Origin of the sequence: Streptomyces bauhiniae (assembly GCF_004784475.1) — a bacterium.
Lineage (GTDB): Bacteria > Actinomycetota > Actinomycetes > Streptomycetales > Streptomycetaceae > Streptomyces > Streptomyces seoulensis.
The window spans coordinates 46,483-72,148 of record NZ_SRRT01000006.1 but is presented as its reverse complement, the minus strand read 5'-3'; the positions used below and the strand labels follow the sequence as shown (position 1 = coordinate 72,148).

Here is a 25,666-nt window from a genome sequence, read left to right as displayed (position 1 = left end):
TGATGCACACGGAACGAGTGACGATCGAGGGCGCGACCTTCCTGACCACGCTGCACCTGGGAGGCCCCATCGGCCTACTGGCCCTGCACGGCGCGGTGGAGGGCGGCACAGCGGAACTGGCGCGCGAGGTGGCGACCCGTACGGGAGCCACTTTCCTGACCTTCACCCAGCCGACGGGCCCCCCGACCCACATCCCCTCCACCCGCATGTCCCCCTGCACCCCCCTGACCACCTTCCTCACCCACGCAACCCTGACCATCTCCCTCCACGGCCACAACCGCCGCACCACCCCCCGAACGATCTACGCAGGCGGCTCCAACCGCCCAGCGGCCCGACTCGTGGCGGCCGCCCTTTCCCACTGGGCCCCAGCTTTCGTTCCGATCACGACCCTCTCCGAAATCCCCCACCCCCTACGGGGCCTCCACCCGGACAACCCGGTGAACCAGACCCGGTATGGCGGCGTCCAACTCGAACTCCCGGTGCAGGCCCGCACGACCCACCCGATGCCGACGGACCCGGAAGTCCCACCGCAATCGGTCGTGGACGGACTCGTGGCAGGGGTACGCAAGCTGATGGAAAGAGAGGGAGCCCGTTGGTGATCCCCCGAAGCGCCCTGTTCACGGCCCTGGCAGTGCTGACCCTGACGATCCCCGTCTCGGCCGCAGCCCTCTGGGCCACGGAAACCCAGCCCACGGACGCTCACTGGACCAAGGGCATCACCCCGGAGTGGATGAGCACCCACATGGGCCTGGAACTCCCCGCCTCCACCCACTCGGCCCAGGCGGCATACGAGACGACATCCCGCTTCGACACCGGCATCCTCACCTTCACCCTGACGCGGTCGGAAGCGGAGAAGTACCTGGCGAAGTACCCCCCGGACGGCAAGTGGCTGACCCCGCCGCCCTCCCAGCCGGCCAAGGCCCCGCACGACTTCGCCCAGCTGGGCCTCCCCGAACCCGAAACGCTCACCACCGGCATGCGCTACGGCGACGTCTGCCCCGACACCACGGACGCCCCGCACCCGACCTCCGACCCGCAGTGCGTGAACCTCTACGCCCACGCCTACACCCCGACCCGCACCCGCATCTACGTACGCGCCCACTACGAACCGGGCATCAGCCCGACCGCCCTGCCCACGACCTTCTCGTCGAGCGCCCACACGAGCGCACGCAGCTCCCGAGCACTCTTCTTCGGCAAGGCGTGCAGCACGACCTCGAGATGCTCCCGGAAGCCGTAGCTGTAACACCCGCACGTGAGAACACCGCAGCAATCCGTCCCGTCGAAGGCGTACTCGAGCTGCCGAAGCGACCCATGAGCCAGAGCCTTCCAGTGCCAGAACGCCGCTTCCGTGTCCTCCCCCCAGGCCCGCTCCCGCTCCAGCCGCCGAAGACCGGCCACACAGGCCCCGGACAGCCCGTCAATAACGGGGAACCGCCGCCTACAGCGCCGCCCCACCCATTCGCCCCGCAGGGCCGAAGGCCGCCTACGCGGCATTGCCCCTTTGCATGTCAGTCATGAGCGGCAAGTTACAACGCAACTCGCCACCCACCTACCGAATTTCCCCGGCCGGCCTGGGGCCCAGCCCTGTCGATCACTTGCCTGGCTCTGGGCCGTACCACTGGAGTGCTTGGCCTGTGACGGCGGCGATGCAGTCGAAGTCACGGTCGCGGTGCAAGAGAGTCAGGCCCTGAAGTTCCGCCGTCGCGGCCACTACCAGGTCCACCGCCCCCGCGCTGCGATGCCGGCCTCGCTCGGTCAGGGCGTCCTGTACCTGCCAGGCGCGGGCGTACGCGCGATCGTCGACCGGAACCCAGCCGAAGATCATGCGCAGGTCCTCGATGCCACGCGCCCGGTCTTCGGCGGAACGGGCACTGTAGAAGAACTCGAGCTCGGTGATGGGACAGGTGGCGATCAGCCCGGCAGCGGCGGCCTGGTCCCACCCGTACTGTTCCGCGTCGCCGCGCATGAACCGGGCGAGCGCGCTGGTGTCGATCAGGAACTGGGCCGCGTTCACCGGCGGTAGTTCCCCTTGTCCTCGAAGAGGTCCAGATCGAAGGCACCCTCACCGGCCGCAGCACGCAACCGCGTGAGCGCGAGCGCCCGCCGGCGGTTCTCCAGCACCTCACGAAGAGCGGTGTTCACCGTCTCCTTCTTGGTGCCGGTACCGAGCGCCTTGGCCACATCGGCCAAAAGGTCGTCATCGAGATCGATCACGGTACGACTCATGCGTACACCTCCCCGGATATCAAAGCTGCCATTGAGTATATCGCGCACCATGCTTCATTGGTCGGTACGACGGCCACCGAGCCCGACCCCACCAACTCCTGCAGCTCGGTTGAACTCCAGGTCGGTGAGGGTGCGCCGCTAACCCGCCGAACCCGCACTGTGTGCCGCACTCGTCCGTGATCCCTCGACTTGCTGGAGCACACATGACCGCCGAGCACACTGCGATCGCCGTATTGGGCGCAACCCTGGCTGCCTTTATTGCTGTCACCCATCCCGCCCTGATTCCGGCCATGACGATGGCAGGTGTCGCTTGGGGAGCGCTCGCGCTCTATCTGAAGTCTTGACACGTCTGTTCAGTCGCGCAGCCAAGGGAGAGGCCCTATAGAACCGGGATCAGTAGCGACGCAGGATGGGGCATGGAGGGAAGGCGATGCCCCCGCGGCTCTCCAGGCCGTGGCGCTGCCGGCCGGGTGGGCGGCGGACGACAACGTACCGTCCGCCTTTGCCATCCTCGATTTGGTCGAGGACGGGTGAAAGGACTTGCGCCGCAGGTCGAACCCGCTGCACGGCCCTGCGGCACAAGCCGGTGACGATGCGCAGGCCCTGTCACGGGTGGCGACCAAGGTCGCTGCGGGCTTCCGGCTGATCCGCGCTCCGGTGCTGCCGGGTTCGCAACCTGCCGTGGCTGCTCGCCCGTGCGGATAGCCGTGGAACGTGCACACGTCGAAGGGCCCCGCTGCGCACAGTGGGGCCCTTCGACTTCGTGCCTGGTGAGGCACTGGCGGAGGATACGAGATTCGAACTCCTGAGGGCTTGCTCCCAACACGCTTTCCAAATGTTCGTATGGCGGTCCGGTGGAGTCCGTCGCTATTCCTGCTTCGGGCCGAGTGAGGCCAGCGGGCGTGTGACTAGTCACCCGATCGATTTCGAACACTTGGGGTGACGGCGACGTTCAGTGGCACGCTAACCTCGATGAGATTTTCTAAGTCGAGGGCGGAAAACAGTTCTGATCGCTCGACGGAAATGTCACGAAGCTCGGACTGATGCCGCTTCCGTGCGAGTCCAGGATGGCAAAGTTTTATGATCTTCCGATCTCGATCTACTCACGGGCAACGTGAGAAGCTCCATTCTCCACATCGTCGGGATGTACGAGGGAATCCTGGATATCTAAGATGTGCATAAGTGATTTGACTGATACGACCCGGCTGTTGCCAATCCAGAATACCCTGAAGGGGAGGGTGCCTTTCCTGGCCATCTTCGACGCCTGCGATTCTGAGAGGCCAACAATGTTGGCGGCCTCGCCGAAGCTAACATATTGAGGCAGGAGATCGGAAAGTCGATAGTACAGATTCTTTCCATCCACCCAGGATCTCCCCACTTGCGCCGGAGTAATGACGGGAGCATCCGCCTCGCTGCGGCATCCGCTGCGGATTTTATCGTGAAGGATCTTGGCGTGATTCATGGCTCCCATTCGTTGCAGTAGGGATCCCGTACGCTCCCCTCGAATCCTCTCGTTGGCATCCGGATCGCGCACCGCGCTGGCATCAATGATTGAGGATGCCTGAAGCTCAAAATCTTCTTCGTGCGTGGCATCAGAGATTGCATCTCCTTCGCTCACTGCACATGTTTCCGCGCTTCCGGCTTCCACGAGGCCACGACCGCTGGCGAACGCTCGAGTCATCATGGTGTCCAGGAGTTCCTTGGATGGTATGCCGCTTCCCTTGTAGAACCATGCCGATAGGGCGCCTTCTACCATGGCCGACCTGATGTCGGAGACCTCGTAATGCCATTTGCGTGCTAACTCTTGCGACCACCCCCCAAAATATGGAGTCAGCAGGTCTAGTAGGATGATCAGCCACTTCTCTCGCTCCTGTTGGTCGCCCTCTCTCGCCAAAGTGCCCACCGATTCCCAGAGGCGCATGCTGGCTGTGGATTTTGATCGACCCAGTCGGACTTTTTTGCGCAATGCTTGATATGTGGGATGGTTCTTTACTGTGCACGACTGGATATCGCCGACATGCGCACAGATGGGCTCTCCGTTGGAGTCGCGTAGAACTCGTTCGGTGAGGATGGTGAAGATGTCTTTCATGATTTCCTCTCGTGCCACTGGATTGGGTCTACGGGAAATCATGGAGCCCAACCTTTACGGTACGGGTAATTTTGCGAATATTCACCCAATCGGGTGAATCACGCTTAGTTGGCGCGACAAAGTGAGAGCGCATGAGTAGCGGAACTCGGCAGGTGGCGCTCGGTGTGCTTTCCCGGGACGTCGCAACGCATGGTTGGTCCCGGTCTGGGCAGGGATGCCGCCTCCGTGGCTGGCTGGTGGTCAGTGCAGGCGCGCGTCGAGAGGGAAGGCAGGGTGTGGTTGTTGCCGGATGACCTGGCGCGGAACCGGCGGGCGATGCGGCGTAAGGCCCCGACTCGATCATGGGCTGAGAGCCTCGGGGAGTGGCGCGAATGTAGGCGCGGAGTATGCATGTGACGAGGACCACGTTCCCCAACGTCGCAGAGCGGGACGAGGACGCGCTCTGGATGCCGTCCGGTGCCGACGAAGAAGTGGACTGCGACGTTAGTGCCCGGTGAGAGGCACTGACGGAGGATACGAAATTCATGAGGGGTTGCCCCCAACACGCTTTCCAACTGTTCGTATGGGGGCCCGGGTGGGTTGGCAGACGTTCTGACCTGCGGAGCCGTGGTGTCGGATCGGTCGCACGGACCGGCCCGAACGACCGCGAACGCAACCCGAACTGCAACCCTCCGCACCCTGTTCCCAGGGTCGCGACTCTGGGCGAGACCGGAGTTGCGGCACCGTTGGTGAGGCGTTCGGTGGAGCGGAAGAACCGCCGGGCAGAACACTGCATCGTCAGGCTTACTGGTCGGCGCTTCGTAGGCGACTGTGTGTGCGGATTCTCCTCCCAGGGTGTCGGTGGTGCCGGGTAGGTTTGCTGCGGCAGGCAACCACAAACGGGGAGAAATTTCGATCATGTACGACGCCGAGTTAATGGCCGTTGCCACGGGGGCGGCCGGCACACTTGTTGCAGCTATAACCACCTCGGGCGTTGACAAGATGCGTCTGAAGGTTGCGCATTTCTTCCGCCGGGGCACCCCGGAACAGCAGAGAGCTGCTGCCCAAGCAGTGGACGACATCGCAGCAACGCTCACCTCGCCGTCGGCAGAGGCTCGGGAGCTAGCAGCGAACATTTGGACGCGACTTATCGTCCAATACCTTGCCGAACACTGTGACGCCATAAGTGAGGTAGGCGAACTCGCGGTACCCACTCCACCGGCCTCTAGGGTCTGGAACCAGCACAACACCGGGACAGGAACGTTCATCGGTGGTGACGTGCACGGTGGCCTCACCTTCAACTACGGCGGTGTGCCTGATGGCGGACGCTGAGCAGCGCGAGCAGCACAATCACGGCTCGGGCACGTTCGTGGGCGGTGACGTCCGTGGTGGCTTCTGGCAGATCTTCGTTCCGCCCAACGGCAAGAACACGTCCAGCCAGTCGACACAGTCGGAGCGATGGCCTGAACTGGATGACGAAGAGAGGGATGACTACGAAGGCCGCATAGCGGCTCTGCTCGTATCTGCATGGCTTGCTGCTACGGCTGGATCGGCTGTCATTCTTGCGCTGTCGGGGCGACCTTGGGGCGATCAGGGGCCTGCTCCTGGCGTAGCAGCACGCGTCGTCGGAGGATTCTTTTTTTCCTACCTCTGCTTGGCGGCGGCCGCCGCCCTCTTCGCCCGCGTCTCTCAGGTCTTCGAGGTCTGGTCGGAGCAGTGTGCCATCACAGCCATGCAGAGCCGGGGCCGGTTGGTTGCTAGACCCCCGGCGTCCATGTCACGGGCTATGGCGGGCTTGACGGCGGGGTCAGCCCTCGCCGCCGAACTCCTGGCGTCCTTGTACGGATGGTCCTCCTATGGGGGCTCAGTCTCCCGTCGTGCGCATCAAGCCAGGCTGAACGCGGCTGCCAACGCCAGATCGGCCCTGGCGGCAGCGAGGAGGCCGCAGGCCTGAAGGGGTGGTCGGCGGGTGCGAAGGCCGGCCCGCCTCACGCCGAAGACCTAATTTGCTAGACATGAGGTCCTGCCCTCGGAGAGGGCGAGGGCGCGGACAGCGACCACGGCCTGACTCGCGCCGAAGCCGACTTGGTTGAGGCCGCGGGGTACCCGCCCGAGTCCAGCAGCAAGCACGCAGTCAGGCACGGCGGCGGGTATACAGCCAAACGCGCCGGATCGATCAAGGAACGCCAAGCTGGGCGCCGGGGCCCCGTAGATGCCTGATTGCGACAACTGCAAGCCAAACTGCCACCCGCAACGTCGAAGGGCCCCGCTGCAAGCAGCGGGGCCCTTCGACTTCGTGCCCGGTGAGGCACTGGCGGAGGATACGAGATTCGAACTCGTGAGGGGTTGCCCCCAACACGCTTTCCAAGCGTGCGCCCTAGGCCTCTAGGCGAATCCTCCGAGGGAGACATTACATGACCGGAAGGAGTGGTCGCGAACTCGTCCCCACGTCCCCGGATCAGGTACTCTTTGCGCAGCCCCTCACGCGGCGCTATCTGACTGAACTCCCCCAGGGCCGGAAGGCAGCAAGGGTAGGTTGGCTCTGGCGGGTGCGTGGGGGGCCCTTGTGTTTCCGGGGGTGGCAGGATCGCGGCCGGTTCGGGTGACCCGGGTGGGTGTACGGCCGAAGAGGAGTCGCGCACCCCTCTGACCTGCGCCGAGTCCGGATGTCGGTGGGCGCCTATAACCTCGTATGCGTGTCGTCTCTCGCCTTGTACCGCCGCTATCGCCCGGAGACCTTTGCCGAGGTCATCGGGCAGGAGCACGTAACCGACCCGCTGCAGCAGGCGCTGCGGAACAACCGGGTCAATCACGCGTACCTGTTCAGCGGGCCGCGCGGCTGTGGCAAGACGACCAGTGCCCGCATCCTGGCCCGCTGTCTCAACTGTGAGCAGGGTCCCACCCCCACCCCCTGCGGCGAGTGCCAGTCCTGCCGCGACCTCGCGCGCAACGGCCCCGGCTCGATCGACGTCATCGAGATCGACGCCGCTTCCCACGGTGGTGTGGACGACGCCCGTGAGCTGCGTGAGAAGGCGTTCTTCGGGCCCGCCGGCAGCCGGTACAAGATCTACATCATCGACGAGGCCCACATGGTCACGTCGGCCGGCTTCAACGCGTTGCTGAAGGTCGTCGAGGAGCCGCCGGAGCACCTCAAGTTCATCTTCGCCACCACCGAGCCCGAGAAGGTCATCGGGACCATCCGGTCGCGTACGCACCACTATCCGTTCCGGCTCGTTCCGCCCGGCACTCTGCGCGAGTACCTCGGTGAGGTGTGCCAGAAGGAGGACATCCCGGTCGCGGAGGGGGTGCTGCCGCTCGTCGTGCGCGCGGGTCAGGGGTCCGTGCGTGACTCCATGTCCGTCATGGACCAGCTCCTCGCGGGGGCCGGTGCGGACGGTGTGACGTACCCCATGGCCACCTCCCTCCTCGGCTACACCGACGGGTCCCTCCTCGACTCCGTCGTCGAAGCCTTCGCCACGGGGGACGGGGCCGCCGCCTTCGAGGTCGTGGACCATGTCATCGAGGGGGGCAACGATCCCCGTCGTTTCGTCGCCGACCTGCTGGAGCGGCTGCGTGACCTGGTGATCCTCGCGGCCGTGCCCGACGCCGCGGAGAAGGGGCTCATCGACGCGCCGGCCGACGTGCTGGAGCGCATGCAGGCCCAGGCGGAGATCTTCGGTGCGGCCGAGCTGAGCCGTGCCGCCGACCTCGTCAACGAGGGGCTCACGGAGATGCGTGGCGCCAACTCGCCGCGCCTTCAGCTCGAACTCATCTGTGCGCGTGTGATGCTGCCCGCCGCGTATGGGGACGAGCGGTCCGTCATGGCACGGCTCGACCGTATCGAGCGGGGGGTGAACTTCTCGGCGGGTACGAGTGCTCCGCCCATGCAGTACGTGCCCGCGCCGGATGCACACCCCGGCGCGGTGGCCCCGGCCGAGGCGCCTGTGCCGCCCGGTGGGGGGCCGGCTGCCGCGCGTGCGGCTGTACGGAATCCCGGTGGGCCGGGGGCGGGTACGGCACCTGCGCCTGCTCCTGCCCCGGCGGCGCAGGCCCCCGCGCCGACTCCGCCGCCCGCTCCGGCTCCGGTTCCGGTTCCTGAGGCCGCGCCCGCCGCTCCGGCTGCTCCGGCTGCTCCCGGTGCCTGGCCCACCGCTGCTTCCGCCGGGGGCGGTCGGCGCTCCGGTGCGTGGCCGACCGCCACCCCGGCGGGGCAGGGCCAGTCGCAGCCGCAGCAGCAGACGCCGCCCAGCCGGCCGCAGGCCCCGAGCCAGCCCCAGCAGCCCGCGGCTCCCGCGGCCGCCCCCTCCGGTGGGCTCGACCCCCGCATGCTCTGGCCGAACATCCTGGAGGCCGTCAAGAACCGTCGCCGCTTCACCTGGATTCTGCTCAGTCAGAACGCCCAGGTGACCGGGTTCGACGGCACGACCCTCCAGCTCGGCTTCGCCAGTGCCGGTGCGCGTGACAACTTCTCCGCGAGTGGCAGCGAGGACGTGCTGCGGCAGGCGTTGGCCGAGCAGTTCAACGTCCAGTGGAAGATCGAGGCGGTCATCGACCCGTCCGGCGGTGGCTCGGCTCCCCCGCCCTCGGGTGGCGCGCCCAGCTTCGGCGGAGGCGGTGGCGGTGGTTACGGCGCCCAGGCTCCGTCCCGCCCCGCTGCCCCCCAGCAGAGCGCCCCCTCCCAGAGCTCCCAGCCGGCCCCGGCCCCGAGACCTCCGGCCCCCGAGCCACCCTCCGTCTCCCTCGAGGACGACACCCCCGCGGACGACGATCCCGACCTCGACGAATCCGCCCTCTCCGGCCGCGACCTGATCGTCCGCGAGCTGGGCGCCACGGTCCTGGACGAGTTCTCCCACGACCAGTAAGAAGCGCGTGGGCAGCCGCGGGCCCGTCGTGGCTTGTCGCGCAGTTCCCCGCGCCCCTGGGGTGGGTGCGGCGGGGGTCGGCCGGACCGCTCTGCCCGTATGCCTCGCGGCTGTGTGGGGCGCGTGGTCGGCTGCGGGCCCGTCGTGGCTTGTCGCGCAGTTCCCCGCGCCCCTGGGGTGGGTGCAGCGGAAGTTGGTCAGGACTACTGCCCGTTCAATCGCCGGGGGGGCGGGTCATGGGTGGGCTGCTGCCGGTCCGTCGGGGCTGGTCGCGCAGTTCCCCGCGCCCCTGAGGTGGGTGCGGCGGGCGTCGGCCGGACCGCTCTGCTTGTACGCCTCGCGGCTGTGCGGCTGCCGGTCCGTCGTGGCTGATCGCGCAGTTCCCCGCGCCCCTAGGTGGGTGCGGCACAGGTCGGTCACGAGGCCCTAGCCGCCAACTCGCCAACCGCACGCCCCCCCGGCGAGTGAGCCGACAAACCGTCTTGACCCAGCCCAGCCATCCCAACTCAGGGGCGCGGGGAACTGCGCGACAAGCCACGACGCACCCGCAGCCGCCCACCCGCAAGGCGTGCCTCGGCGAGTGCACGGGCCCGGCCATCCCGCCCACTCCCACCGCACGCACCCCAGGGGCGCGGGGAACGGCGCGACAAGCCACGACGCACCCGCAGCCGCCCACCCGCAAGGCGCGCCTCGGCGAGGAACCGGGCCCAGCCATCCCGCCCACTCCCACCGCACCCACCCCAGGGGCGCGGGGAACTGCGCGAGCAGCCACCGCACACCCGCAGCCGTCAACGCACCCCAGGCCCCCGAACCTCACACGCCCCCGCCCTGTAGATTCCTCCAACTTCCCCACCCCCCAACCTTCGGCAACCCAGCCGATAAGCTGACCCCCGTGAAGGTCCTCGTCATCGGCGGCGGCGCCCGCGAACACGCCCTGTGCCGCTCCCTGTCCCTCGACCCCGACGTCACCGAACTGCACTGCGCGCCAGGGAACGCGGGCATCGCCGAGGTGGCCCAGCAGCACCAGGTGGACGCGCTGGACGGCAAGGCTGTCGCGGCGCTCGCCGCGGAGCTGGAGGCCGGTCTGGTGGTGATCGGCCCGGAGGCCCCGCTGGTGGCGGGCGTGGCCGACGCCGTGCGCGAGGCGGGGTTCCCGGTGTTCGGCCCGTCCCGCGAGGCGGCCGTGCTGGAGGGCTCGAAGGCGTTCGCGAAGGACGTCATGGCCACGGCCGGAGTGCCCACCGCACGCTCGTACGTCTGCACCACCCCCGCCGAGGTCGCCGAGGCGCTCGCCGCGTTCGGTGCGCCGTACGTCGTCAAGGACGACGGGCTGGCCGCGGGCAAGGGCGTCGTCGTCACCTCGGACGTCGAGGAGGCGAAGGCGCACGCGGCGGCCTGCGAGCGGGTGGTGATCGAGGAGTTCCTCGACGGCCCCGAGGTCTCGCTCTTCGCGGTGACGGACGGCGAGACGGTCGTACCGCTCCAGCCCGCCCAGGACTTCAAGCGCGCGCTCGACGGCGACGAGGGCCCCAACACCGGTGGCATGGGCGCGTACTCCCCGCTGCCGTGGGCCGACCCGGAGCTGGTGGACGACGTGCTGCGCACCGTCCTCCAGCCGACCGTGGACGAGCTGCGCCGGCGCGGCACCCCGTTCTCCGGCCTGCTGTACGCGGGGCTCGCGATCACCTCGCGCGGGGTACGGGTCATCGAGTTCAACGCCCGCTTCGGCGACCCCGAGACCCAGGTCGTGCTGGCCCGCCTGAAGACCCCGCTCGCCTCCCTCCTGCTCGCCTCCGCCAACGGCACCCTTGCCGACCTGGAGCCGCTGCGCTGGAGCGAGGACGCGGCCGTCACCGTGGTCGTGGCCTCGCACAACTACCCCGGCACCCCGCGCACCGGCGACCCGATCACCGGCCTGGCCGAGGTGGCCGCCGAGGACGCCCCGCACGCCTACGTCCTGCACGCCGGGACCAGGCAGGACGGGGACGCGGTCGTCAGCGCGGGCGGCCGCGTGCTGTCCGTCACGGCGACCGGCGAGGACCTCGCCGAGGCCCGCGAGCGGGCGTACCGCGCGGTGGCCCGGATCGGCCTCGACGGCTCGCACCACCGTACGGACATCGCGGCGAAGGCGGCTGACACGGCGACAACCGTGGCATAAAAGCCCTCGCTCCACCCCAGGCCCCGGACCCCGAAATCCGGGGCCTGACCTTTGCCGTCCGTCACCCAGCTCTGACCAAGGCCATTCCATCGAGTGAGCAATGCGCTATCCGGCTGACGGGGGCCGGGGCCCCAACTATGGTGCGGCGCATGCGGTCCGGCACTTGGCCCACCGGCATTGCGATGTCAGTGGCGGGTGCCACAGTGGGGGAGTGGGCACCGCCAGGACAGCACGCGATCGGCAGGCAGGGGGTGAGCGTCGCGCATGACCGGAACCGGTGGGGAGCTGGGCGCCAGGGCCGCGCGTTCGCGCGCGCTGGCCGTGCTGCGGGTGCGCAGCCGGGCGCTGGCCGTGGCGCTGCTGCCCGCGGCCGCCGAGGTGATCCTGCTGACCGGTGCGGCCACCGGCCAGTTCACCGGCGAGGGCTGGGACACCGCCCGCTGGGTGGTGGGCGTCCTCGCGGTGCTGGTGCTGCTGGCCGCCGCCGGCATCGCCCTGGTCGTGGCCCGCGCGCGCCCCGCCGCGAGCCCCACGGTCCCGGTGTCCGAGCGCTCCGCCCCCGACCTGTACCGGATGGTGCGCGACCTGGCCGACCGGCTGGAGGTGCCCGCGCCCTCCGCGATAGCCCTCACCCCGGACTGCGACAGTTGGCTCGAGGACCGTACGCACCCGGCCCACGCCCCGCCCATCACACGGGCGCACGACGAGCCGGTGGTCCCCGGCGCCCGCCCCGAGCGGCGGCCCGCCGTCCCGGCGCCGGTGCTGGTGATCGGCTCCCCCTTCCTGTGGTGGATGCGGGTCGAGGAACTGCGCGCGGTGCTCGCCCCGGTCGTCGCGGGTACGGGCCCGTCCGCGCAGCCCGACATAGCCGCCGCCCGCCGCTTCGTGCGCGGTCTGGACGCCGCCGTGGCGGTCGCCGACGCGCCGGGCCGTGGCCCGCTGACCCGCTGGGTGTACGCGGCCCTCGGCCGGGTCGCCCGGCTGCTGCTGCGGGGCTGCCGTGAGCATGCCGCGCTGATGGAGCGCGGGGTCGCCACGGCCGCCGCCGAGCGCGCCCACGCGGTGGACTACGGCCCCCGGATCGCCGCCCAGGAGCAGGTCGGCCTGGCGTACGCGGGCTGGGACCGGCTGCTGACCAAGGTGGCGCTGCCCGCCTGGCGGATGGGCCGCTGGCCGTCCCGGCTGGACGTGGGTGTGGCCGCCGCGCTGACCGAGCTGTCCCGGCGCGACCGGCTGGCCGACGGCTTCGCCGCCCGGCTCGGCGAGCGCCCGGCGTGCGACCTGCTGGAGGAGCCCGGCGCGGTGGACGAGGCGGTGTCCCTGCTCACCGCCCGCCTCTTCCACGGCGGCCCGGCGGAGTCGGGCCCGAGCTGGGCGCCGGTGGACTGGCAGGCGTATCCCGAGGAGGTCGTGGACCGCACCTGGCGCGCGGAGGCGGCCCGGCTGCACCGGGTCCTGGACTCCCTGGGCGTCAGCCCCAGCCTGGACCCGGCCACCCCGGACCCCGGCGGCCCGACCCTGGCCCGCGTCCTGGACCACCTCACCGAGCCCCTCGCCGACGGCACCCCCACGGTCCCGGCCCCCACCGCACCCCTCGACGACAACGAAGACAGCGTGGACACCCCCGACAGCGCAGACCCCGACCCCGACCCCGCCACCGAACGCAGCGCCCTCCTCGCCGCCGGCCTCACCGCGGCCCTCGCCCGTGAGGAGCGCGAGGAGAACGCGGAGAACGAGGAGAACGCCGTACCGCAGGGCGCGCGGGCGCAAGGCCCCGACAGCGCGCTGTGGGAGGACGGCGACCTCCCCCTCTTCCCCCTCCAGCCCCCGCGCACCGGCCGCGAACTCCTCGCCGCGCACATCACCGCGATGATCTGCTGCGCGGCCGTCGACACCGCCGGAGCCGCCCCCGGTCTGGACTGGCTGGACGGCCCCACCCTGCTGCTGGACGGCGAGCGCGCCGCCGACCTCACGCCGAAGGTGCTCAGCCTGATCGAGGAGGGCGATCCGGCCCCGCTGCGCGCCTGGCTGGCCGAGTCCGGGATACGCCCGGAGAAGCCGGTCCGGCTGGTCTGAGCCAGGCGGCACAGAAGCCGTCACCGGGCCCCTGGAGCCCCGGCAGTCCACCGGTGTAACGGAGCAGCCTCTTCCACTTCAGGCCAATTCACAACGAACAGTGACCGGAGTCATGCGTTATGTGATGTGCTGGGAGCGACACGCACATGGCACGGGCATACGACACACGCCCACATGGCCGAGCGATCCGGTGCACCGAGCACACCCGAGAGCGCAAGCGATGACACCGGGTTCCGGTCCTGGCACCACAGACAACGCCATCATGGCAACGGGGGACACGAGGGAGGGGGCGTCCATGACCTCGGAACACATCCGCCGGTGGGAGTCGGGAGCGCTCGCGCACGCCGTCACCGACCCCTTCGGCCTGGGCCCGGTGCCCTGGCTGCGCGGCAGTGAGACCTACTTCGACGACACCGGACACGTGGTGCCCTGGTACGTCGACCCCATCCAGCCGGCCCCGGCCGGCAGCCGGTACGGCCGTCCCGGCGCGCGTGTCCCGGCGCCGCGGTCGGAGGGCCCCGGCCCGCGCTCGGCCGACGACGTGGGCCGCCAGATCAAGGGGTTCGCGTCCACCGGCGCGGTGGCGCCCGGCGAGGCGATCGACTTCCACATCACGGTCGACCCGCCTCAGGAGTTCAGCGTCGACATCTACCGGATCGGCCACTACGCCGGGCACGGCGCCGCGAAGATCACCACCAGCCCCCGGCTCTCCGGCATCGTCCAGTCCGCGCCGCTGGCCGCCGACCGTACGGTCTCCTGCCACCACTGGTGGCTGTCCTGGCGCCTCCAGGTGCCCGCCGAGTGGCGGGTCGGGGCGTACGTGGCGGTCCTCACCACCGCCGACGGCTACCGCTCCCACGTGCCCTTCACGGTCCGCGACGACGAGCCCGCCGACCTGCTCCTGCTGCTCCCGGACATCACCTGGCAGGCGTACAACCTCTACCCGGAGGACGGCCGCACCGGCGCCAGCCTCTACCACGCCTGGGACGAGAAGGGCTCCCTGCTCGGCGAGGCCGACGCCGCCACCACCGTCTCCTTCGACCGTCCCTACGCCGGCGCGGGCCTGCCCCTGCACGTGGGCCACGCCTACGACTTCATCCGCTGGGCCGAGCGCTACGGCTACGACCTCGCCTACGCCGACGCCCGCGATCTGCACGCCGGCCGGATCGACCCCACCCGGTACCGGGGCCTGGTCTTCCCCGGCCATGACGAGTACTGGTCGGTGCCGATGCGGCGGGCGGTGGAGGAGGCCCGCGACCGGGGGACCTCGCTGGTCTTCCTGTCCGCCAACACCATGTACTGGCAGGTGGAGTTGTCGCCCTCCGCGTCCGGGGTGCCGGACCGGCTGCTGACCTGCCGCAAGCGCAAGGGCCCCGGAAAGCCGGTGCTGTGGCGGGAGATCGACCGCCCCGAGCAGCAGGTGATCGGCATCCAGTACGCGGGGAGAGTGCCCGAGCCGCATCCGCTGATCGTCCGCAACGCCGGGCACTGGCTGTGGGACGCCACCGGTGCCCGCGAGGGCGACGAGATCGCGGGCCTGGTCGCGGGCGAGGCCGACCGGTACTTCCCGCGCACCGCCCTGCCCGAGCACGAGGAGCGCGTGCTGCTCGCGCACTCCCCCTACACCGACGGCGAGGGCGTCCGGCGCCACCAGGAGACCTCGCTGTACCGGGCCCCCTCCGGCGCCTGGGTCTTCGCCTCCGGCACCTTCGCCTGGTCCCCGGCGCTGGACCGGCCCGGCCATGTGGACGCCCGTGTCCAGCGCGCCACCGCCAATCTGCTGGACCGTATCTGCAAGCGGGACTGACCCTGCCACCAGCCCCGTCCCCGGCATACGGGAGAATCGAGGCAGTTGGACAGAACCACGGGGAGGAACCGTGTCCGGATTCGTAGAAAAGCCCGAGCCGATCCAGGTTCCGGGTCTGGTGCACCTGCACACCGGCAAGGTGCGCGAGCTGTACCGCGACGAGGCGGGCGACCTCGTGATGGTCGCCAGCGACCGCATCTCCGCGTACGACTGGGTGCTGCCCACCGAGATCCCCGACAAGGGCCGGGTGCTGACCCAGTTGTCCCTGTGGTGGTTCGACAAGCTCCGTGACCTGGCCCCGAGCCATGTCATCAGCACCGAGCTGCCCAACGGCGCCCCGGCCGACTGGGCGGGCCGCACCCTGGTCTGCAAGTCGCTGGACATGGTCCCGGTGGAGTGCGTGGCGCGCGGCTATCTGACCGGCTCGGGCCTCGCGGAGTACCGGGAGTCGCGTACGGTCTGCGGGCTCGCGCTGCCCGAGGGGCTGGTGGACGGCTCGGAGCTGCCCGGACCGATCTTCACCCCGGCCACCAAGGCCGAGGTCGGCGAGCACGACGAGAACGTGTCGTACGAGGAGGTGGCCCGCCAGGTCGGCGCGGAGACCGCCGCCCAGCTCCGCCAGCTCACCCTCGCGGTGTACGCCCGTGCCCGGGACATCGCCCGGGAGCGGGGGATCGTGCTGGCGGACACCAAGTTCGAGTTCGGCTTCGACGGCGACGCCCTGGTCCTCGCGGACGAGGTGCTCACCCCCGACTCGTCCCGCTTCTGGCCGGCCGAGACGTGGGAGCCGGGGCACGCCCAGCCGTCGTACGACAAGCAGTTCGTGCGGGACTGGCTGACCGGCCCCGAGTCCGGCTGGGACCGCACGAGCGAGCAGCCGCCGCCCGCGCTGCCCGAGCAGGTGGTGGAGGCGACCCGCGCCAAGTACATCGAGGCGTACGAGCGCCTGACCGGCACCCGCTGGAGCTAGGACGAGAGAAGCCCCCCGGTTGAGAACCGGGGGGCTTCTTCATGGAGCGGACGACGAGGCTCGAACTCGCGACCTCAACCTTGGCAAGGTTGCGCTCTACCAACTGAGCTACGTCCGCAGTGCGCCGTGGCGCGGAGCCAACTATACCCAACCCCGGTCGCGTGCGAGACGCACCGCGGTGTGCCGGTTCTCCGCGCCCAGCTTGGTGACGGCCGAGGAGAGATAGTTCCGCACCGTCCCCGGGGAGAGCGCGGCCCGCTCGGCGATCTCCGTGACCGGCGCCCCGTCGGCCGCCAGTTCCAGCACCTCGGCCTCGCGCGCGGTCAGCGGGGAGTCACCGGCGGAGATCGCATCGGCGGCCAACTCGGGGTCGACGTAGCGGTTTCCGGCGTGCACGGTACGGATGATCTCGGCGAGCCGTCCGGCGCTGACCGTCTTCGGTACGAACCCCCGCACCCCGGCCGCGAGCGCCCGCTTCAGGTGCCCCGGGCGCCCGTGCCCGGTCACGATCAGCACCTGGCAGCCGGGCAGTTCGGCCCGCAGGGCTGTGGCGACCCTCACACCGTCGGCGCCCGGCATCTGGAGGTCCAGTACCGCCACGTCGGGGGTGTGGGCCCGCGCCATCGCCAGCGCCTCGGGTCCGCTCGCCGCCTCCGCGACGACCAGCAGATCGTCCTCCAGGGAGAGCAGGGCAGCCAGCGCGCCCCGGATCAGATGCTCGTCGTCGGCGAGCAGCAACCGCACCACCCCGCTCACGCGGTCACCTCACCCATCGGTACCCGCGCCTGGAGCCGGAACCGGTCCTCGTCGGCCGGGCCCGCCGTCAGCGTGCCCCCGACGGCGGCCAGCCGCTCGCGCAGTCCGGCCAGACCGGAGCCGCCGCTCCCGACCGGTCCGCCCGCGCCGTCGTTCTCCACCGTCAGCACCACATGGTCCTTCCCCGTCGCCAGTTCCACCGCGCAGTGCCGGGCGTCCCCGTGCCGCAGCACATTGGTGGCCGCCTCGCGCACCACCCACGCCAGCGCGGACTGCACCGGCACCGGCAGTACCGCGTCGTCGGCACGCACCGCGCACTCGATCCCGGCGGCGCCCAACACACCCTTCGCACCCGCCAGTTCGGCCGTCAGGTCGGCGTCCCGGTAGCCGCGGACGACCTCGCGGACCTCGCGCTGCGACTCCTGGGCGATGCGCTGGACCTCGATCATCTGCTCCACCGCCTCCGGCCGGCCGCGCCGGGCAAGCTGGACGGCCAGCTCGCTCTTCAGCGAGATCACCGACAGGTTCCGGCCCAGCACGTCATGCAGGTCCCGCCCGAACCGCAGCCGTTCCTCGGCGACCGCGAGCCGCGCCTCCACCTCCCGCGCCCGCTCCGCCTCCCACAGCACGGAGAGGGTCCAGGCGCCGCTGCGGCCGGCACCCAGCGCGATCAGGACGCCGAAGGCGAGGGTGAGCCCGACGCCCAGCACCCCGGCGCCGTCGTCCGGCCGGGCCAGCCCGAGCGCGGCGACCAGCACCAGGGTGAGCGCCCCGGCGCGCCGCAGGTAGACCGCCATCGGCACCAGCAGCGCGTACGGCTGCCCGAACGGCACCAGCACCGCGCCCACGGCGAGCCGGGCCGTCCAGCTCTCCACCCCGCCCAGCGCGGTCAGCGCCACGATCAGTGCGAGGGCCGTACCGAGCAGCGCCGCCGGTGTCCACAGGGCCCGGCCGGGCAGCGGGGCCCGGCCGAGGTACGCGTCGAGCGCGGGCCGGGTGAGCCGGCCGGCCGCCACGCACTGCGCGGCGCCCGCCAGGAGCAGCAGCGCGCCGAGCGCCAGCGGCACCGGCCGGTGGCGCAGGCCGCCGATCAGGGGCATCAGCAGCCAGCTCACCGTGAGCAGCCACGGCGACAGATGCCACATGCCGAGGGTGGTCAGCTCGACCCGCTCCGCCTTGCTCCGCGCCCGCCAGTGCCGCTCGCGCAGCGCGCGTATCCGGCCCAGGCCGCGGGTTCCCGCGGGGCTCGCGGTCTCCTCCAGCACCCGGCTCCTCCTCCGTGTCAGCGGCGCGGTTCCCAGCGGAACCAGCGCTTCGCGGCGAACACTGCCACGGCCGCCCAGGCCAGCGCGGTCGCCGTGGCGCCCAGGGCCTCGTACGCGCTCAGGTGGCCGGTCCAGGCGCCCCGGACCAGGCGGACGGCCGGGGAGAGCGGGAGGGACTCGCAGATCAGGGCGAGCCGGTGGGGCATGGCCTCGGTCGGGACCATGATGCCGGAGCCGAGCATCGAGGCGAACACCACCGGCAGCGCGGTCACCTGGGCGCTCTCCGCGCTCCGGGTGAAGGTGGAGGTCAGCGCGGCCAGGGCGGCGCTGGTGACCAGCCCGGTGAGCAGTCCGAGCAGCGCCAGGTGCGGTGCCTTCGGCGGGCCGAGGTGCAGCAGGGCCGCGCAGCCCACGCAGAGCAGCAGCGCCTGGGCGAGCCCGAGGCCCAGGGCGGGCAGCGCGGTGCCGGTGAGGATCTCGGGGTCGGAGAGTTCGCCGGTGCGCAGCCGCTTGAGGACCAGTTCCTCGCGGCGGGCCACGTAGGCGTTGACCAGGGAGGTGTACACGGCGAAGAGGAAGGTGAAGCCGACGGCGGCCGGGAGCATCACCGTGCCGACGCTCAGGCCGAGTTTCTCCAGCTCCAGTCGGCCGATGGCCTGCCGTGCGGTGAAGGGCAGGGTGAGCGGCACGATCAGCGCCGTGAACACCACGCCCTTGTTCCGCCCCAGCAGGGTGAGTTCGGCGCGGGCCAGCGCCCGCAGCCGCCGCAGCGATCCGCTCGCCGCTCCCGCTGGCATGGTCAGCGCGCTCATGCCGCCACCTCCCGCTCCCCGGCGATCTGGAGGAACGCCTCCTCCAGTGACGCCGACCGCATGTCCAGGCCGTGCAGTTCGACGCCGGCCCGCTCCGCCCAGGTCAGCAGCCCGGTGGCCGTGCGCTGGAGTTCGCGGGTGCTGAGGTGGACGGTGCGGCCGGTGATCTCGTGGGCGCAGACGCCGAGTTGGGCCAGCGGGGGCAGGTCGCCGGGGAAGTAGCCCGAGGGCAGCCGGAAGGTGATGCCGGCCGGGCGGTCGGCGGTGACCTCGACGGGGGTGCCGGAGGCGGCGATGCGGCCCTCGTGCAGGATCGCCAGCCGGTCGGCCAGGTCCTCCGCCTCCTCCAGATAGTGCGTGGTGAGCAGCACGGTGGTGCCCGCGTCGCGCAGCGAGCGCACCAACTCCCAGGTGTCCCGGCGCCCTTCGGCGTCGAGACCGGTCGTCGGCTCGTCCAGGAACAGCACTTCGGGGTCGCCGAGCAGCGCGAGCGCCAGGTCGAGCCGCCGCCGTTCACCGCCGGACAACTGCTTGACGCGTACGCCGCTCCGCCTGGTGAGCCCGACCCGGTCCAGGGCCTCCGCCTCGGGCCGGGCGCCGCTGACGCACCCCGCCCACATGCGGGCGGTCTCCGCGACGGTCAGGTCGGAGGGGAAGCCGCCCTCCTGGAGCATGACGCCGGTGCGCGGCCGTACGGCGGCCCGCTCGGCGTGGGGATCGTGCCCGAGCACCCGCACCCGGCCCCCGGCCGGTGCCGCGAGGCCCTCCAGCAGTTCGACGGTGGAGGTCTTGCCCGCGCCGTTGGTGCCGAGCAGGGCAAAGATCTCGGCGCGGGCGACGGAGAAGGTGATGCCGCGTACGGCCTCGAATCCGGAGCCGTAGACCCGCCGCAGTCCGGTGACCTCGATCACGGGGTCGTGTGGGTTGCTGTCCATGAGTTCAGCGTCCCGGCGTGACGGGCGAACCGGCAGTGCGTGATGTCATCGGCCGGCATGACAAATGTCAGCCTCGTGATGGCATACAAAAAGGCCCCGGTCCGAAGACCGGGGCCCTTTTCGCTGAGCGGACGACGAGGCTCGAACTCGCGACCTCAACCTTGGCAAGGTTGCGCTCTACCAACTGAGCTACGTCCGCACTGCTCCCGACCGGCTCCCACCGATCGGTGCGAGCACCAGCCTACCTGATCCAAAAGGATGGTCATGACCGGTGCCAGAGCGGGTGACAGGAATCGCACACTGCGCCTCCCCCCTGGAAGGGGGGTGTTCTACTACTGAACTACACCCGCACGCTCCGTGGGTTTCGGCCTTTCGGCCTCGCCCCTCGGCGTGAGCCAGACATTAGCCGATCAGCAGGGGGGTTGCGCAAGTCGGTTCCCCGCGGGGACAGGTGAGCGAGTCTCAGGGCCCGCGCTCCGGGGCCCTGAGGGTGAAGCCCGTACGGGTCAGCGGGCCTCGCTGAACGCCTCGTAGACCTTCTTGGGGATGCGGCCGCGCGCCGGCACGTCCATCTTGTTGGCCTGGGCCCAGGCGCGGATGGCCGACGGGTCGGGGGCGACCTCGGTCTGCCGGTACGCCTTGCCGGACCGGGCGCGCTTGCGGCCGGCCTCCACGTAGGGCGCGAGCGCCTTGCGCAGTTTCTTGGCGTTGGTTTCGTTCAGGTCGATCTCGTACGACTTGCCGTCGAGTCCGAAGGCGATCGTTTCCGCCGCTTCCGAGCCGTCGATGTCGTCGAAGAGCGTGACCACGACCTTTTGCGCCACGGATATCGGTCCCTTCGTGCGGCACGCCGGTTCACCGGTCTTGAACCGGCAATGACGTGCCGAGTATCGGCTATTGCCAATTCATTTGTACAGTGCCCGCCAATGAAATGGGAAGCCCTACTGAATACCTCCGCGTGTCCGGACTCAATAGGCATCACCGACGGCCCGCAGAACTTTCCCAGAAATTTTCACCGGGGCCGGTGTTCGACACCCGATCGTGATGCGGGTCACGTAGAAACCTCCAACTCTACCCGCGTAGAAATTTTGTACGGGTAGTCTGAAGGAACCTGCTCAGCACCACACACCGGGAGTGCCAGTGGCACGCGTCGTAGTCGACGTCATGCTCAAGCCGGAGATCCTCGACCCCCAGGGCCAGGCGGTCCAGCGTGCGCTGCCGCGCCTGGGTTTCAGCGGGATCTCGGACGTCCGCCAGGGAAAGCGATTCGAGCTGGAAGTGGAGGGTCCGGTCGACGAGGTCGCGCTCGCCCGCATCCATGATCTGGCGGAATCCTTCCTCGCCAACACCGTGATCGAAGACTTCACCGTGAAGGTGGAGGAAGTAGCGGGGGCCGCCGAGTGACCGCTCGTATTGGTGTCGTCACATTTCCGGGAAGTCTCGACGACCGTGACACCCGGCGCGCGATCACCCTCGCCGGCGCCGAACCCGTAGCCCTGTGGCACAAGGACAAGGACCTCAAGCAGGTCGACGCCGTGGTGCTGCCCGGCGGTTTCTCCTACGGCGACTATCTGCGCGCCGGGGCGATCTCCCGCTTCTCGCCGGTGATGGAGTCCGTCATCGAGCAGGCGAAGGCCGGCCTTCCGGTCCTCGGTATCTGCAACGGCTTCCAGGTCCTCACCGAGGCGCACCTGCTGCCCGGCGGGATGCTCGGCAACGACCACCTCCACTTCATCTGCCGCGACCAGAAGCTGCGGGTGGAGAACGCGGAGACCTCCTGGACCGGCGACTACCGCCAGGGCCAGGAGATCCACATCCCGCTGAAGAACATGGACGGCCGGTACGTCGCCGACGCGTACACGCTCGACAAGCTGGAGGCGGAGGGCCGGGTGGTCTTCCGCTACCTGGACCTGAACCCCAACGGCTCGCTGCGCGACATCGCCGGCATCACCAACGAGGCCGGAAACGTGGTCGGCCTCATGCCGCATCCCGAGCACGCCGTCGAGCCGCTGATCGGAACCGGCCGCACCGACGGCCTCCCGTTCTTCACCTCGATCCTGAAGAAGCTGGTCAACGCATGAGCCGGACGCCTCTGGACACGGTCGAACACGCGGCCGCCACCCCTGACGTCGAGCTGCCCTGGGCCGAACTCGGCCTCAAGAAGGACGAGTACGAGCGCGTGGTCGAGATCCTCGGCCGCCGCCCGACCGGCGCCGAACTCGCCATGTACTCGGTGATGTGGTCCGAGCACTGCTCGTACAAGTCCTCCAAGGTCCACCTGCGCCAGTTCGGCGAGAAGGCGCCCCAGTCGGACGCCATGCTCGTCGGCATCGGCGAGAACGCCGGTGTGGTGGACGTCGGCCAGGGCTACGCGGTCACCTTCAAGGTCGAGTCGCACAACCACCCCTCCTACGTCGAGCCCTACCAGGGCGCGGCCACCGGCGTCGGCGGCATCGTGCGCGACATCATCGCCATGGGCGCCCGTCCGGTCGCGGTCGTGGACCCGCTGCGCTTCGGCGCCGCCGACCATCCCGACACCAAGCGCGTGCTGCCCGGCGTCGTCGCCGGCATCGGCGGCTACGGCAACTGTCTGGGCCTGCCCAACATCGGCGGCGAGGTCGTCTTCGACGCCTGCTACCAGGGCAACCCGCTGGTCAACGCCGGTGCCATCGGCGTCATGCGGCACGAGGACATCCACCTCGCCAAGGCGTCCGGCGCCGGCAACAAGGTCATCCTCTACGGCGCCCGCACCGGCGGCGACGGCATCGGCGGCGCGTCGATCCTGGCCTCCGAGACCTTCGACGACGCCAAGCCGTCGAAGCGTCCCGCCGTCCAGGTCGGCGACCCCTTCCAGGAGAAGCTCCTCATCGAGTGCACCCTGGAGGCGTTCCAGGAGAAGCTCGTCGTCGGCATCCAGGACCTCGGCGCGGCGGGCCTGTCCTGCGCGACGAGCGAGCTGGCCTCCAACGGCTCCGGCGGCATGCGCGTCACCCTGGACGACGTACCGCTGCGCGACTCCACGCTCTCGCCCGAGGAGATCCTCATGAGCGAGTCGCAGGAACGCATGTGCGCGGTGGTCGAGCCGGAGAAGGTCGACCGCTTCCTCGAGATCTGCGAGAAGTGGGACGTCATCGCCACCGTCATCGGTGAGGTCACCGACGGCGACCGGCTGGAGATCTTCTGGCACGGCGGCAAGATCGTCGACGTCGACCCGCGCACCGTCGCCCACGACGGCCCGGTCTACGAGCGGCCCTACGCCCGTCCCGACTGGCAGGACGCCCTCCAGGCCGACGACGCGAACAAGCTGCCCCGCCCGGCCACGTCCGAGGAGCTGCGCGCGCAGGTCCTGAAGCTGGTCGCGTCGCCCAACCAGGCGTCGAAGAAGTGGATCACCTCGCAGTACGACCACTTCGTGCAGGGCAACACCGTCCTCGCGCAGCCGGAGGACTCCGGCATGATCCGCGTGGACGAGGAGACCGGCCTCGGCGTCGCCATCGCCACCGACGGCAACGGCCGCTACGCCAAGCTCGACCCGTACACCGGCGCGCAGCTCGCGCTGGCGGAGGCGTACCGGAACGTGGCGACGACCGGCGCGAAGCCGCTCGCCGTCTCCGACTGCCTGAACTTCGGCTCGCCCGAGGATCCGGCCGTGATGTGGCAGTTCGCGGAGGCCGTGCGCGGTCTGGCGGACGGCTGCCTCCAGCTCGGCACGCCGGTGACCGGCGGCAACGTCTCGCTGTACAACCAGACCGGCGAGGCGGCGATCCACCCGACCCCGGTGGTCGCGGTCCTCGGCGTCATCGACGACGTGGCCCGGCGCACCCCGGTCGCCTTCCAGGAGGAGGGCCAGCTCCTGTACCTGCTGGGCGACACCGCCGAGGAGTTCGGCGGCTCGGCCTGGTCCCAGGTCGTCCACGACCACCTCGGCGGGCTGCCGCCGAAGGTCGACCTGGAGCGGGAGCGGCTGCTGGCCGAGATCCTGATCTCCGCCTCCCGCGACGGCATGATCGACTCCGCGCACGACCTCTCCGACGGCGGCCTGATCCAGGCCGTGGTCGAGTCGGCGCTGCTCGGCGAGAAGGGCGCGCGGCTGATCGTCCCGGACGGTCTGGACGCGTTCACCTTCCTGCTGTCCGAGTCCGCGGGCCGCGCCCTGGTGGCCGTCCCGCGCTCGGAGGAGCTGCGTTTCACCGACATGTGCGGCGCGCGCGGCCTCCCGGCCACCCGCATCGGTGTCGTCGACGGTGACTCCGTCGACATCCAGGGCGAGTTCACCCTCTCCCTGGCCGAGCTGCGCGAGGCCCACGAGAACACGATCCCGGCACTGCTGGCGTGACGACCGCGGACGGCCCCTGTCCCACCCGGGCGGGGGCCGTCCCGGCATAGGGTCGCTCCATGCCTCCGGCCCAGAAGCGCCCCCGTAAGTACGACCCCCTTCGGACCCGTACCGCCGTGCTCGCGCAGCTCGGTGAGGTGAGGAAGGCGGTGGAGGGGCTTGATCCCGGTCAACTCGCGCTGCCCACGCGGCGGGAGGGGATGACCGTGCGGGAGCTGGCCGCGCAGGTCGCCGCGTCCGTCGTGGCCGTGCGGCAGGCGGTGGAGCGGCCGGCGCAGTTCAAGCAGACGCTGCCGCTCGCGGAGTGGCCGTTGCGCAGGGCCGTCGCCTTCACGCCCGTAGCGCTCGATCTGGCCGGCGCCGAGGACGATCTGCGGGCCCTGCTGGACGACCATCCGGGCAGCCCGCTCGTGGACACCGGTGCCGGGGTGCTGCCGCTCAACGAGTTCCTGGTGACCCGTGCCATCGAACTGGTCCTCGCCGCCGACGACCTCTCCGACGCGGTACCCGGACTCGAGGTGCCGCAGGACCGGCACGCGCTGGCCGCCGCGACCCGGCTGCTCGCCGACGCCCTCGCGGTGAAGGCGCCCGGTGGGTCCACCGAGGTGCGGGTGCCGCCGTACGCGGTCGTGCAGTGCGTCGAGGGGCTCAGACACACCCGGGGGACCCCACCCAACGTGGTCGAAACCGGCCCGCTCACCTGGGTCCGCCTCGCCACCGGCCGCCTGACCTGGGCGGACGCCCTCGCGCGGGCCGAGGTGAGCGCCAGCGGGGAGCGCGCCGACCTCTCCGGGCTGCTGCCACTCGGCGGATAGCGGGGAACCGAGGCCGCGCCGCGCACGTCGAACCGGCATGGACCGGCACACGCAGCGCATGACACTGACCGTGGCCGCCGCGCTCGTACCGCTCGCGGTGGCCTGTGGGAACGACACCGCCGACACCGGCAGCGGCTCGGTGGCCCCGCCGCCGAAGCTCACCGGCACCGACTGGCGGGTGGACAGCGTCACCGAGGGCGACACCACGCACCGCGCCCCCAAGGCCGCCCGCATCCGCATCGACGACGAGGGCCGCGCGACCGGCAACCTCGGGTGCAACACCTTCTCCGCGCCCACCACCATCGACGGCGGCCGGATCGACTTCGGCACCCTGCGCACGACCCGGATGGCCTGCGACGAACCCCGGATGACCTTCGAACGCGCGCTGACCCGCGCCCTCAACTCCGGTGCCCTGACCGCCCGTACCGACGACGGGGCGCTCACCCTCACCACGGGCAAGGGCGGACGTGTCCAGCTCACGCCGAGCGCGTCCGAATGATGTGCGAATGATGTGCGACAACTCACTCAGGACGGCTCCCCAGGGCCCCGGGAGCGCTCACCTGAGCCCCGGCCGCCCCTG

22 protein-coding genes, 4 tRNA genes and 1 other RNA gene are annotated in these 25,666 nt (G+C 70.3%); 15 read left to right on the top strand and 12 right to left on the bottom strand.

The genetic code is table 11. The features are described 5' to 3' along the window. Positions 1-2: 2 nt before the first annotated feature. Positions 3-599 (top strand): poly-gamma-glutamate hydrolase family protein, encoded by a 597-nt coding sequence (locus tag E5083_RS20080; protein ID WP_135787108.1) that lies wholly within the window; start codon positions 3-5, stop codon positions 597-599. Then, on the top strand, positions 596-1,237 hold the full coding sequence (locus E5083_RS20075) for a hypothetical protein (RefSeq protein WP_208754104.1): 642 nt from the start codon (positions 596-598) through the stop codon (positions 1,235-1,237). Before E5083_RS20080 ends, E5083_RS20075 begins: the two co-directional genes overlap by 4 nt. A 354-nt stretch (positions 1,238-1,591) precedes the next feature. Here the strand turns inward: E5083_RS20075 and E5083_RS20070 are convergent, their stop codons facing one another. Then, positions 1,592-2,014 carry a PIN domain nuclease gene (locus tag E5083_RS20070; RefSeq protein WP_135787107.1) on the bottom strand — a complete coding sequence of 141 codons (423 nt, stop codon included), beginning with the start codon at positions 2,012-2,014 and terminating at the stop codon, positions 1,592-1,594. After that, positions 2,011-2,226: a type II toxin-antitoxin system VapB family antitoxin gene (locus tag E5083_RS20065; protein ID WP_135787106.1), complete on the bottom strand. Its 216-nt coding sequence runs from the start codon at positions 2,224-2,226 to the stop codon at positions 2,011-2,013. Before E5083_RS20065 ends, E5083_RS20070 begins: the two co-directional genes overlap by 4 nt. Positions 2,227-2,429: 203 nt before the next feature. On the opposite strand from E5083_RS20065, the gene E5083_RS31250 reads away from it, so the two are divergent. Continuing rightward, a complete protein-coding gene (locus E5083_RS31250; RefSeq protein WP_167513589.1) occupies positions 2,430-2,570 on the top strand; it encodes a hypothetical protein in 141 nt (46 codons plus the stop codon). 755 nt (positions 2,571-3,325) lie between these two features. On the opposite strand, the gene E5083_RS20060 is transcribed toward E5083_RS31250, so the two are convergent. After that, positions 3,326-4,315: a hypothetical protein gene (locus E5083_RS20060; protein ID WP_135787105.1), complete on the bottom strand. Its 990-nt coding sequence runs from the start codon at positions 4,313-4,315 to the stop codon at positions 3,326-3,328. An 897-nt stretch (positions 4,316-5,212) separates the two neighbouring features. On the opposite strand from E5083_RS20060, the gene E5083_RS20055 reads away from it, so the two are divergent. Further along, entirely contained in the window at positions 5,213-5,626 is a 414-nt protein-coding gene (locus tag E5083_RS20055; protein WP_135787104.1) for a hypothetical protein, read from the top strand. Between the two features lie 980 nt (positions 5,627-6,606). On the opposite strand, the gene E5083_RS20050 is transcribed toward E5083_RS20055, so the two are convergent. Next, positions 6,607-6,694 (bottom strand) — tRNA-Ser (locus E5083_RS20050). A gap of 73 nt (positions 6,695-6,767) precedes the next feature. Between E5083_RS20050 and ffs the strand changes: the two genes are divergently transcribed. From ffs to E5083_RS20020, 6 genes are all read left to right on the top strand, one after another. Further along, positions 6,768-6,862: signal recognition particle sRNA small type (gene ffs / locus E5083_RS20045), an RNA gene on the top strand. Between the two features lie 128 nt (positions 6,863-6,990). Beyond that, the gene (locus tag E5083_RS20040; protein ID WP_135787103.1) at positions 6,991-9,156 is read left to right on the top strand and encodes a DNA polymerase III subunit gamma and tau; all 2,166 of its coding nucleotides are present in this window, start codon (positions 6,991-6,993) and stop codon (positions 9,154-9,156) included. 892 nt (positions 9,157-10,048) lie between these two features. Further along, entirely contained in the window at positions 10,049-11,314 is a 1,266-nt protein-coding gene (purD, locus tag E5083_RS20035; RefSeq protein ID WP_135787102.1) for a phosphoribosylamine--glycine ligase, read from the top strand. 264 nt (positions 11,315-11,578) lie between these two features. Continuing rightward, entirely contained in the window at positions 11,579-13,390 is a 1,812-nt protein-coding gene (locus E5083_RS20030; protein WP_135787101.1) for a M48 family metalloprotease, read from the top strand. A 295-nt stretch (positions 13,391-13,685) separates the two neighbouring features. Further along, entirely contained in the window at positions 13,686-15,197 is a 1,512-nt protein-coding gene (locus tag E5083_RS20025) for a N,N-dimethylformamidase beta subunit family domain-containing protein (protein ID WP_135787100.1), read from the top strand. 70 nt (positions 15,198-15,267) lie between these two features. Further along, positions 15,268-16,167: a phosphoribosylaminoimidazolesuccinocarboxamide synthase gene (locus E5083_RS20020; protein WP_135787099.1), complete on the top strand. Its 900-nt coding sequence runs from the start codon at positions 15,268-15,270 to the stop codon at positions 16,165-16,167. A 42-nt stretch (positions 16,168-16,209) separates the two neighbouring features. Here the strand turns inward: E5083_RS20020 and E5083_RS20015 are convergent. The 8 genes from E5083_RS20015 to E5083_RS19980 form a co-directional block, all read right to left on the bottom strand. Beyond that, positions 16,210-16,285: transfer RNA gene (locus E5083_RS20015), tRNA-Gly, on the bottom strand. Between the two features lie 23 nt (positions 16,286-16,308). Beyond that, on the bottom strand, positions 16,309-16,923 hold the full coding sequence (locus E5083_RS20010) for a response regulator transcription factor (protein WP_244317588.1): 615 nt from the start codon (positions 16,921-16,923) through the stop codon (positions 16,309-16,311). Further along, a complete protein-coding gene (locus E5083_RS20005) occupies positions 16,920-18,185 on the bottom strand; it encodes a sensor histidine kinase (RefSeq protein WP_425276743.1) in 1,266 nt (421 codons plus the stop codon). Before E5083_RS20005 ends, E5083_RS20010 begins: the two co-directional genes overlap by 4 nt. Positions 18,186-18,205: 20 nt before the next feature. After that, the gene (locus E5083_RS20000; RefSeq protein WP_135787098.1) at positions 18,206-19,000 is read right to left on the bottom strand and encodes an ABC transporter permease; all 795 of its coding nucleotides are present in this window, start codon (positions 18,998-19,000) and stop codon (positions 18,206-18,208) included. Beyond that, positions 18,997-19,935, bottom strand: coding sequence for an ABC transporter ATP-binding protein (locus tag E5083_RS19995; protein ID WP_135787097.1), 939 nt, complete (start codon positions 19,933-19,935; stop codon positions 18,997-18,999). The genes E5083_RS20000 and E5083_RS19995 overlap by 4 nt, the downstream gene beginning before the upstream one ends. Positions 19,936-20,061: 126 nt before the next feature. Beyond that, positions 20,062-20,134 (bottom strand) — tRNA-Gly (locus E5083_RS19990). 79 nt (positions 20,135-20,213) lie between these two features. Next, positions 20,214-20,285 (bottom strand) — tRNA-Gly (locus E5083_RS19985). Between the two features lie 156 nt (positions 20,286-20,441). After that, positions 20,442-20,759: a histone-like nucleoid-structuring protein Lsr2 gene (locus tag E5083_RS19980; protein ID WP_030816899.1), complete on the bottom strand. Its 318-nt coding sequence runs from the start codon at positions 20,757-20,759 to the stop codon at positions 20,442-20,444. A gap of 316 nt (positions 20,760-21,075) precedes the next feature. On the opposite strand from E5083_RS19980, the gene purS reads away from it, so the two are divergent. Genes purS through E5083_RS19955 form a run of 5 tightly spaced genes read left to right on the top strand, consistent with a single transcriptional unit; the run spans position 21,076 to position 25,585 of the window. Continuing rightward, complete coding sequence (purS, locus tag E5083_RS19975) at positions 21,076-21,339, top strand: phosphoribosylformylglycinamidine synthase subunit PurS (protein WP_135787096.1); 264 nt, start codon at positions 21,076-21,078, stop codon at positions 21,337-21,339. Continuing rightward, positions 21,336-22,016: a phosphoribosylformylglycinamidine synthase subunit PurQ gene (gene purQ, locus E5083_RS19970; protein WP_135787095.1), complete on the top strand. Its 681-nt coding sequence runs from the start codon at positions 21,336-21,338 to the stop codon at positions 22,014-22,016. The genes purS and purQ overlap by 4 nt, the downstream gene beginning before the upstream one ends. After that, complete coding sequence (gene purL, locus E5083_RS19965; protein WP_135787094.1) at positions 22,013-24,271, top strand: phosphoribosylformylglycinamidine synthase subunit PurL; 2,259 nt, start codon at positions 22,013-22,015, stop codon at positions 24,269-24,271. Before purQ ends, purL begins: the two co-directional genes overlap by 4 nt. A 59-nt stretch (positions 24,272-24,330) precedes the next feature. Then, a complete protein-coding gene (locus tag E5083_RS19960; RefSeq protein ID WP_135787093.1) occupies positions 24,331-25,086 on the top strand; it encodes a sterol carrier family protein in 756 nt (251 codons plus the stop codon). Between the two features lie 58 nt (positions 25,087-25,144). After that, positions 25,145-25,585: an META domain-containing protein gene (locus E5083_RS19955; protein WP_244317586.1), complete on the top strand. Its 441-nt coding sequence runs from the start codon at positions 25,145-25,147 to the stop codon at positions 25,583-25,585. The last annotated feature ends 81 nt before the right edge of the window (positions 25,586-25,666 follow it).

Excerpts from the sequence above, each read along its gene's own strand:
- E5083_RS20080 (WP_135787108.1), top strand. The coding sequence starts at position 3 with ATGCACACGGAACGAGTGACGATCGAGGGCGCGACCTTCCTGACCACG.
- E5083_RS20065 (WP_135787106.1), bottom strand. The coding sequence starts at position 2,226 with ATGAGTCGTACCGTGATCGATCTCGATGACGACCTTTTGGCCGATGTG.
- E5083_RS31250 (WP_167513589.1), top strand. The coding sequence starts at position 2,430 with ATGACCGCCGAGCACACTGCGATCGCCGTATTGGGCGCAACCCTGGCT.
- E5083_RS20060 (WP_135787105.1), bottom strand. The coding sequence starts at position 4,315 with ATGAAAGACATCTTCACCATCCTCACCGAACGAGTTCTACGCGACTCC.
- E5083_RS20055 (WP_135787104.1), top strand. The coding sequence starts at position 5,213 with ATGTACGACGCCGAGTTAATGGCCGTTGCCACGGGGGCGGCCGGCACA.
- E5083_RS20030 (WP_135787101.1), top strand. The coding sequence starts at position 11,579 with ATGACCGGAACCGGTGGGGAGCTGGGCGCCAGGGCCGCGCGTTCGCGC.
- E5083_RS20025 (WP_135787100.1), top strand. The coding sequence starts at position 13,686 with ATGACCTCGGAACACATCCGCCGGTGGGAGTCGGGAGCGCTCGCGCAC.
- E5083_RS20000 (WP_135787098.1), bottom strand. The coding sequence starts at position 19,000 with ATGAGCGCGCTGACCATGCCAGCGGGAGCGGCGAGCGGATCGCTGCGG.
- E5083_RS19995 (WP_135787097.1), bottom strand. The coding sequence starts at position 19,935 with ATGGACAGCAACCCACACGACCCCGTGATCGAGGTCACCGGACTGCGG.
- purL (WP_135787094.1), top strand. The coding sequence starts at position 22,013 with ATGAGCCGGACGCCTCTGGACACGGTCGAACACGCGGCCGCCACCCCT.
- E5083_RS19960 (WP_135787093.1), top strand. The coding sequence starts at position 24,331 with ATGCCTCCGGCCCAGAAGCGCCCCCGTAAGTACGACCCCCTTCGGACC.
- E5083_RS19955 (WP_244317586.1), top strand. The coding sequence starts at position 25,145 with ATGACACTGACCGTGGCCGCCGCGCTCGTACCGCTCGCGGTGGCCTGT.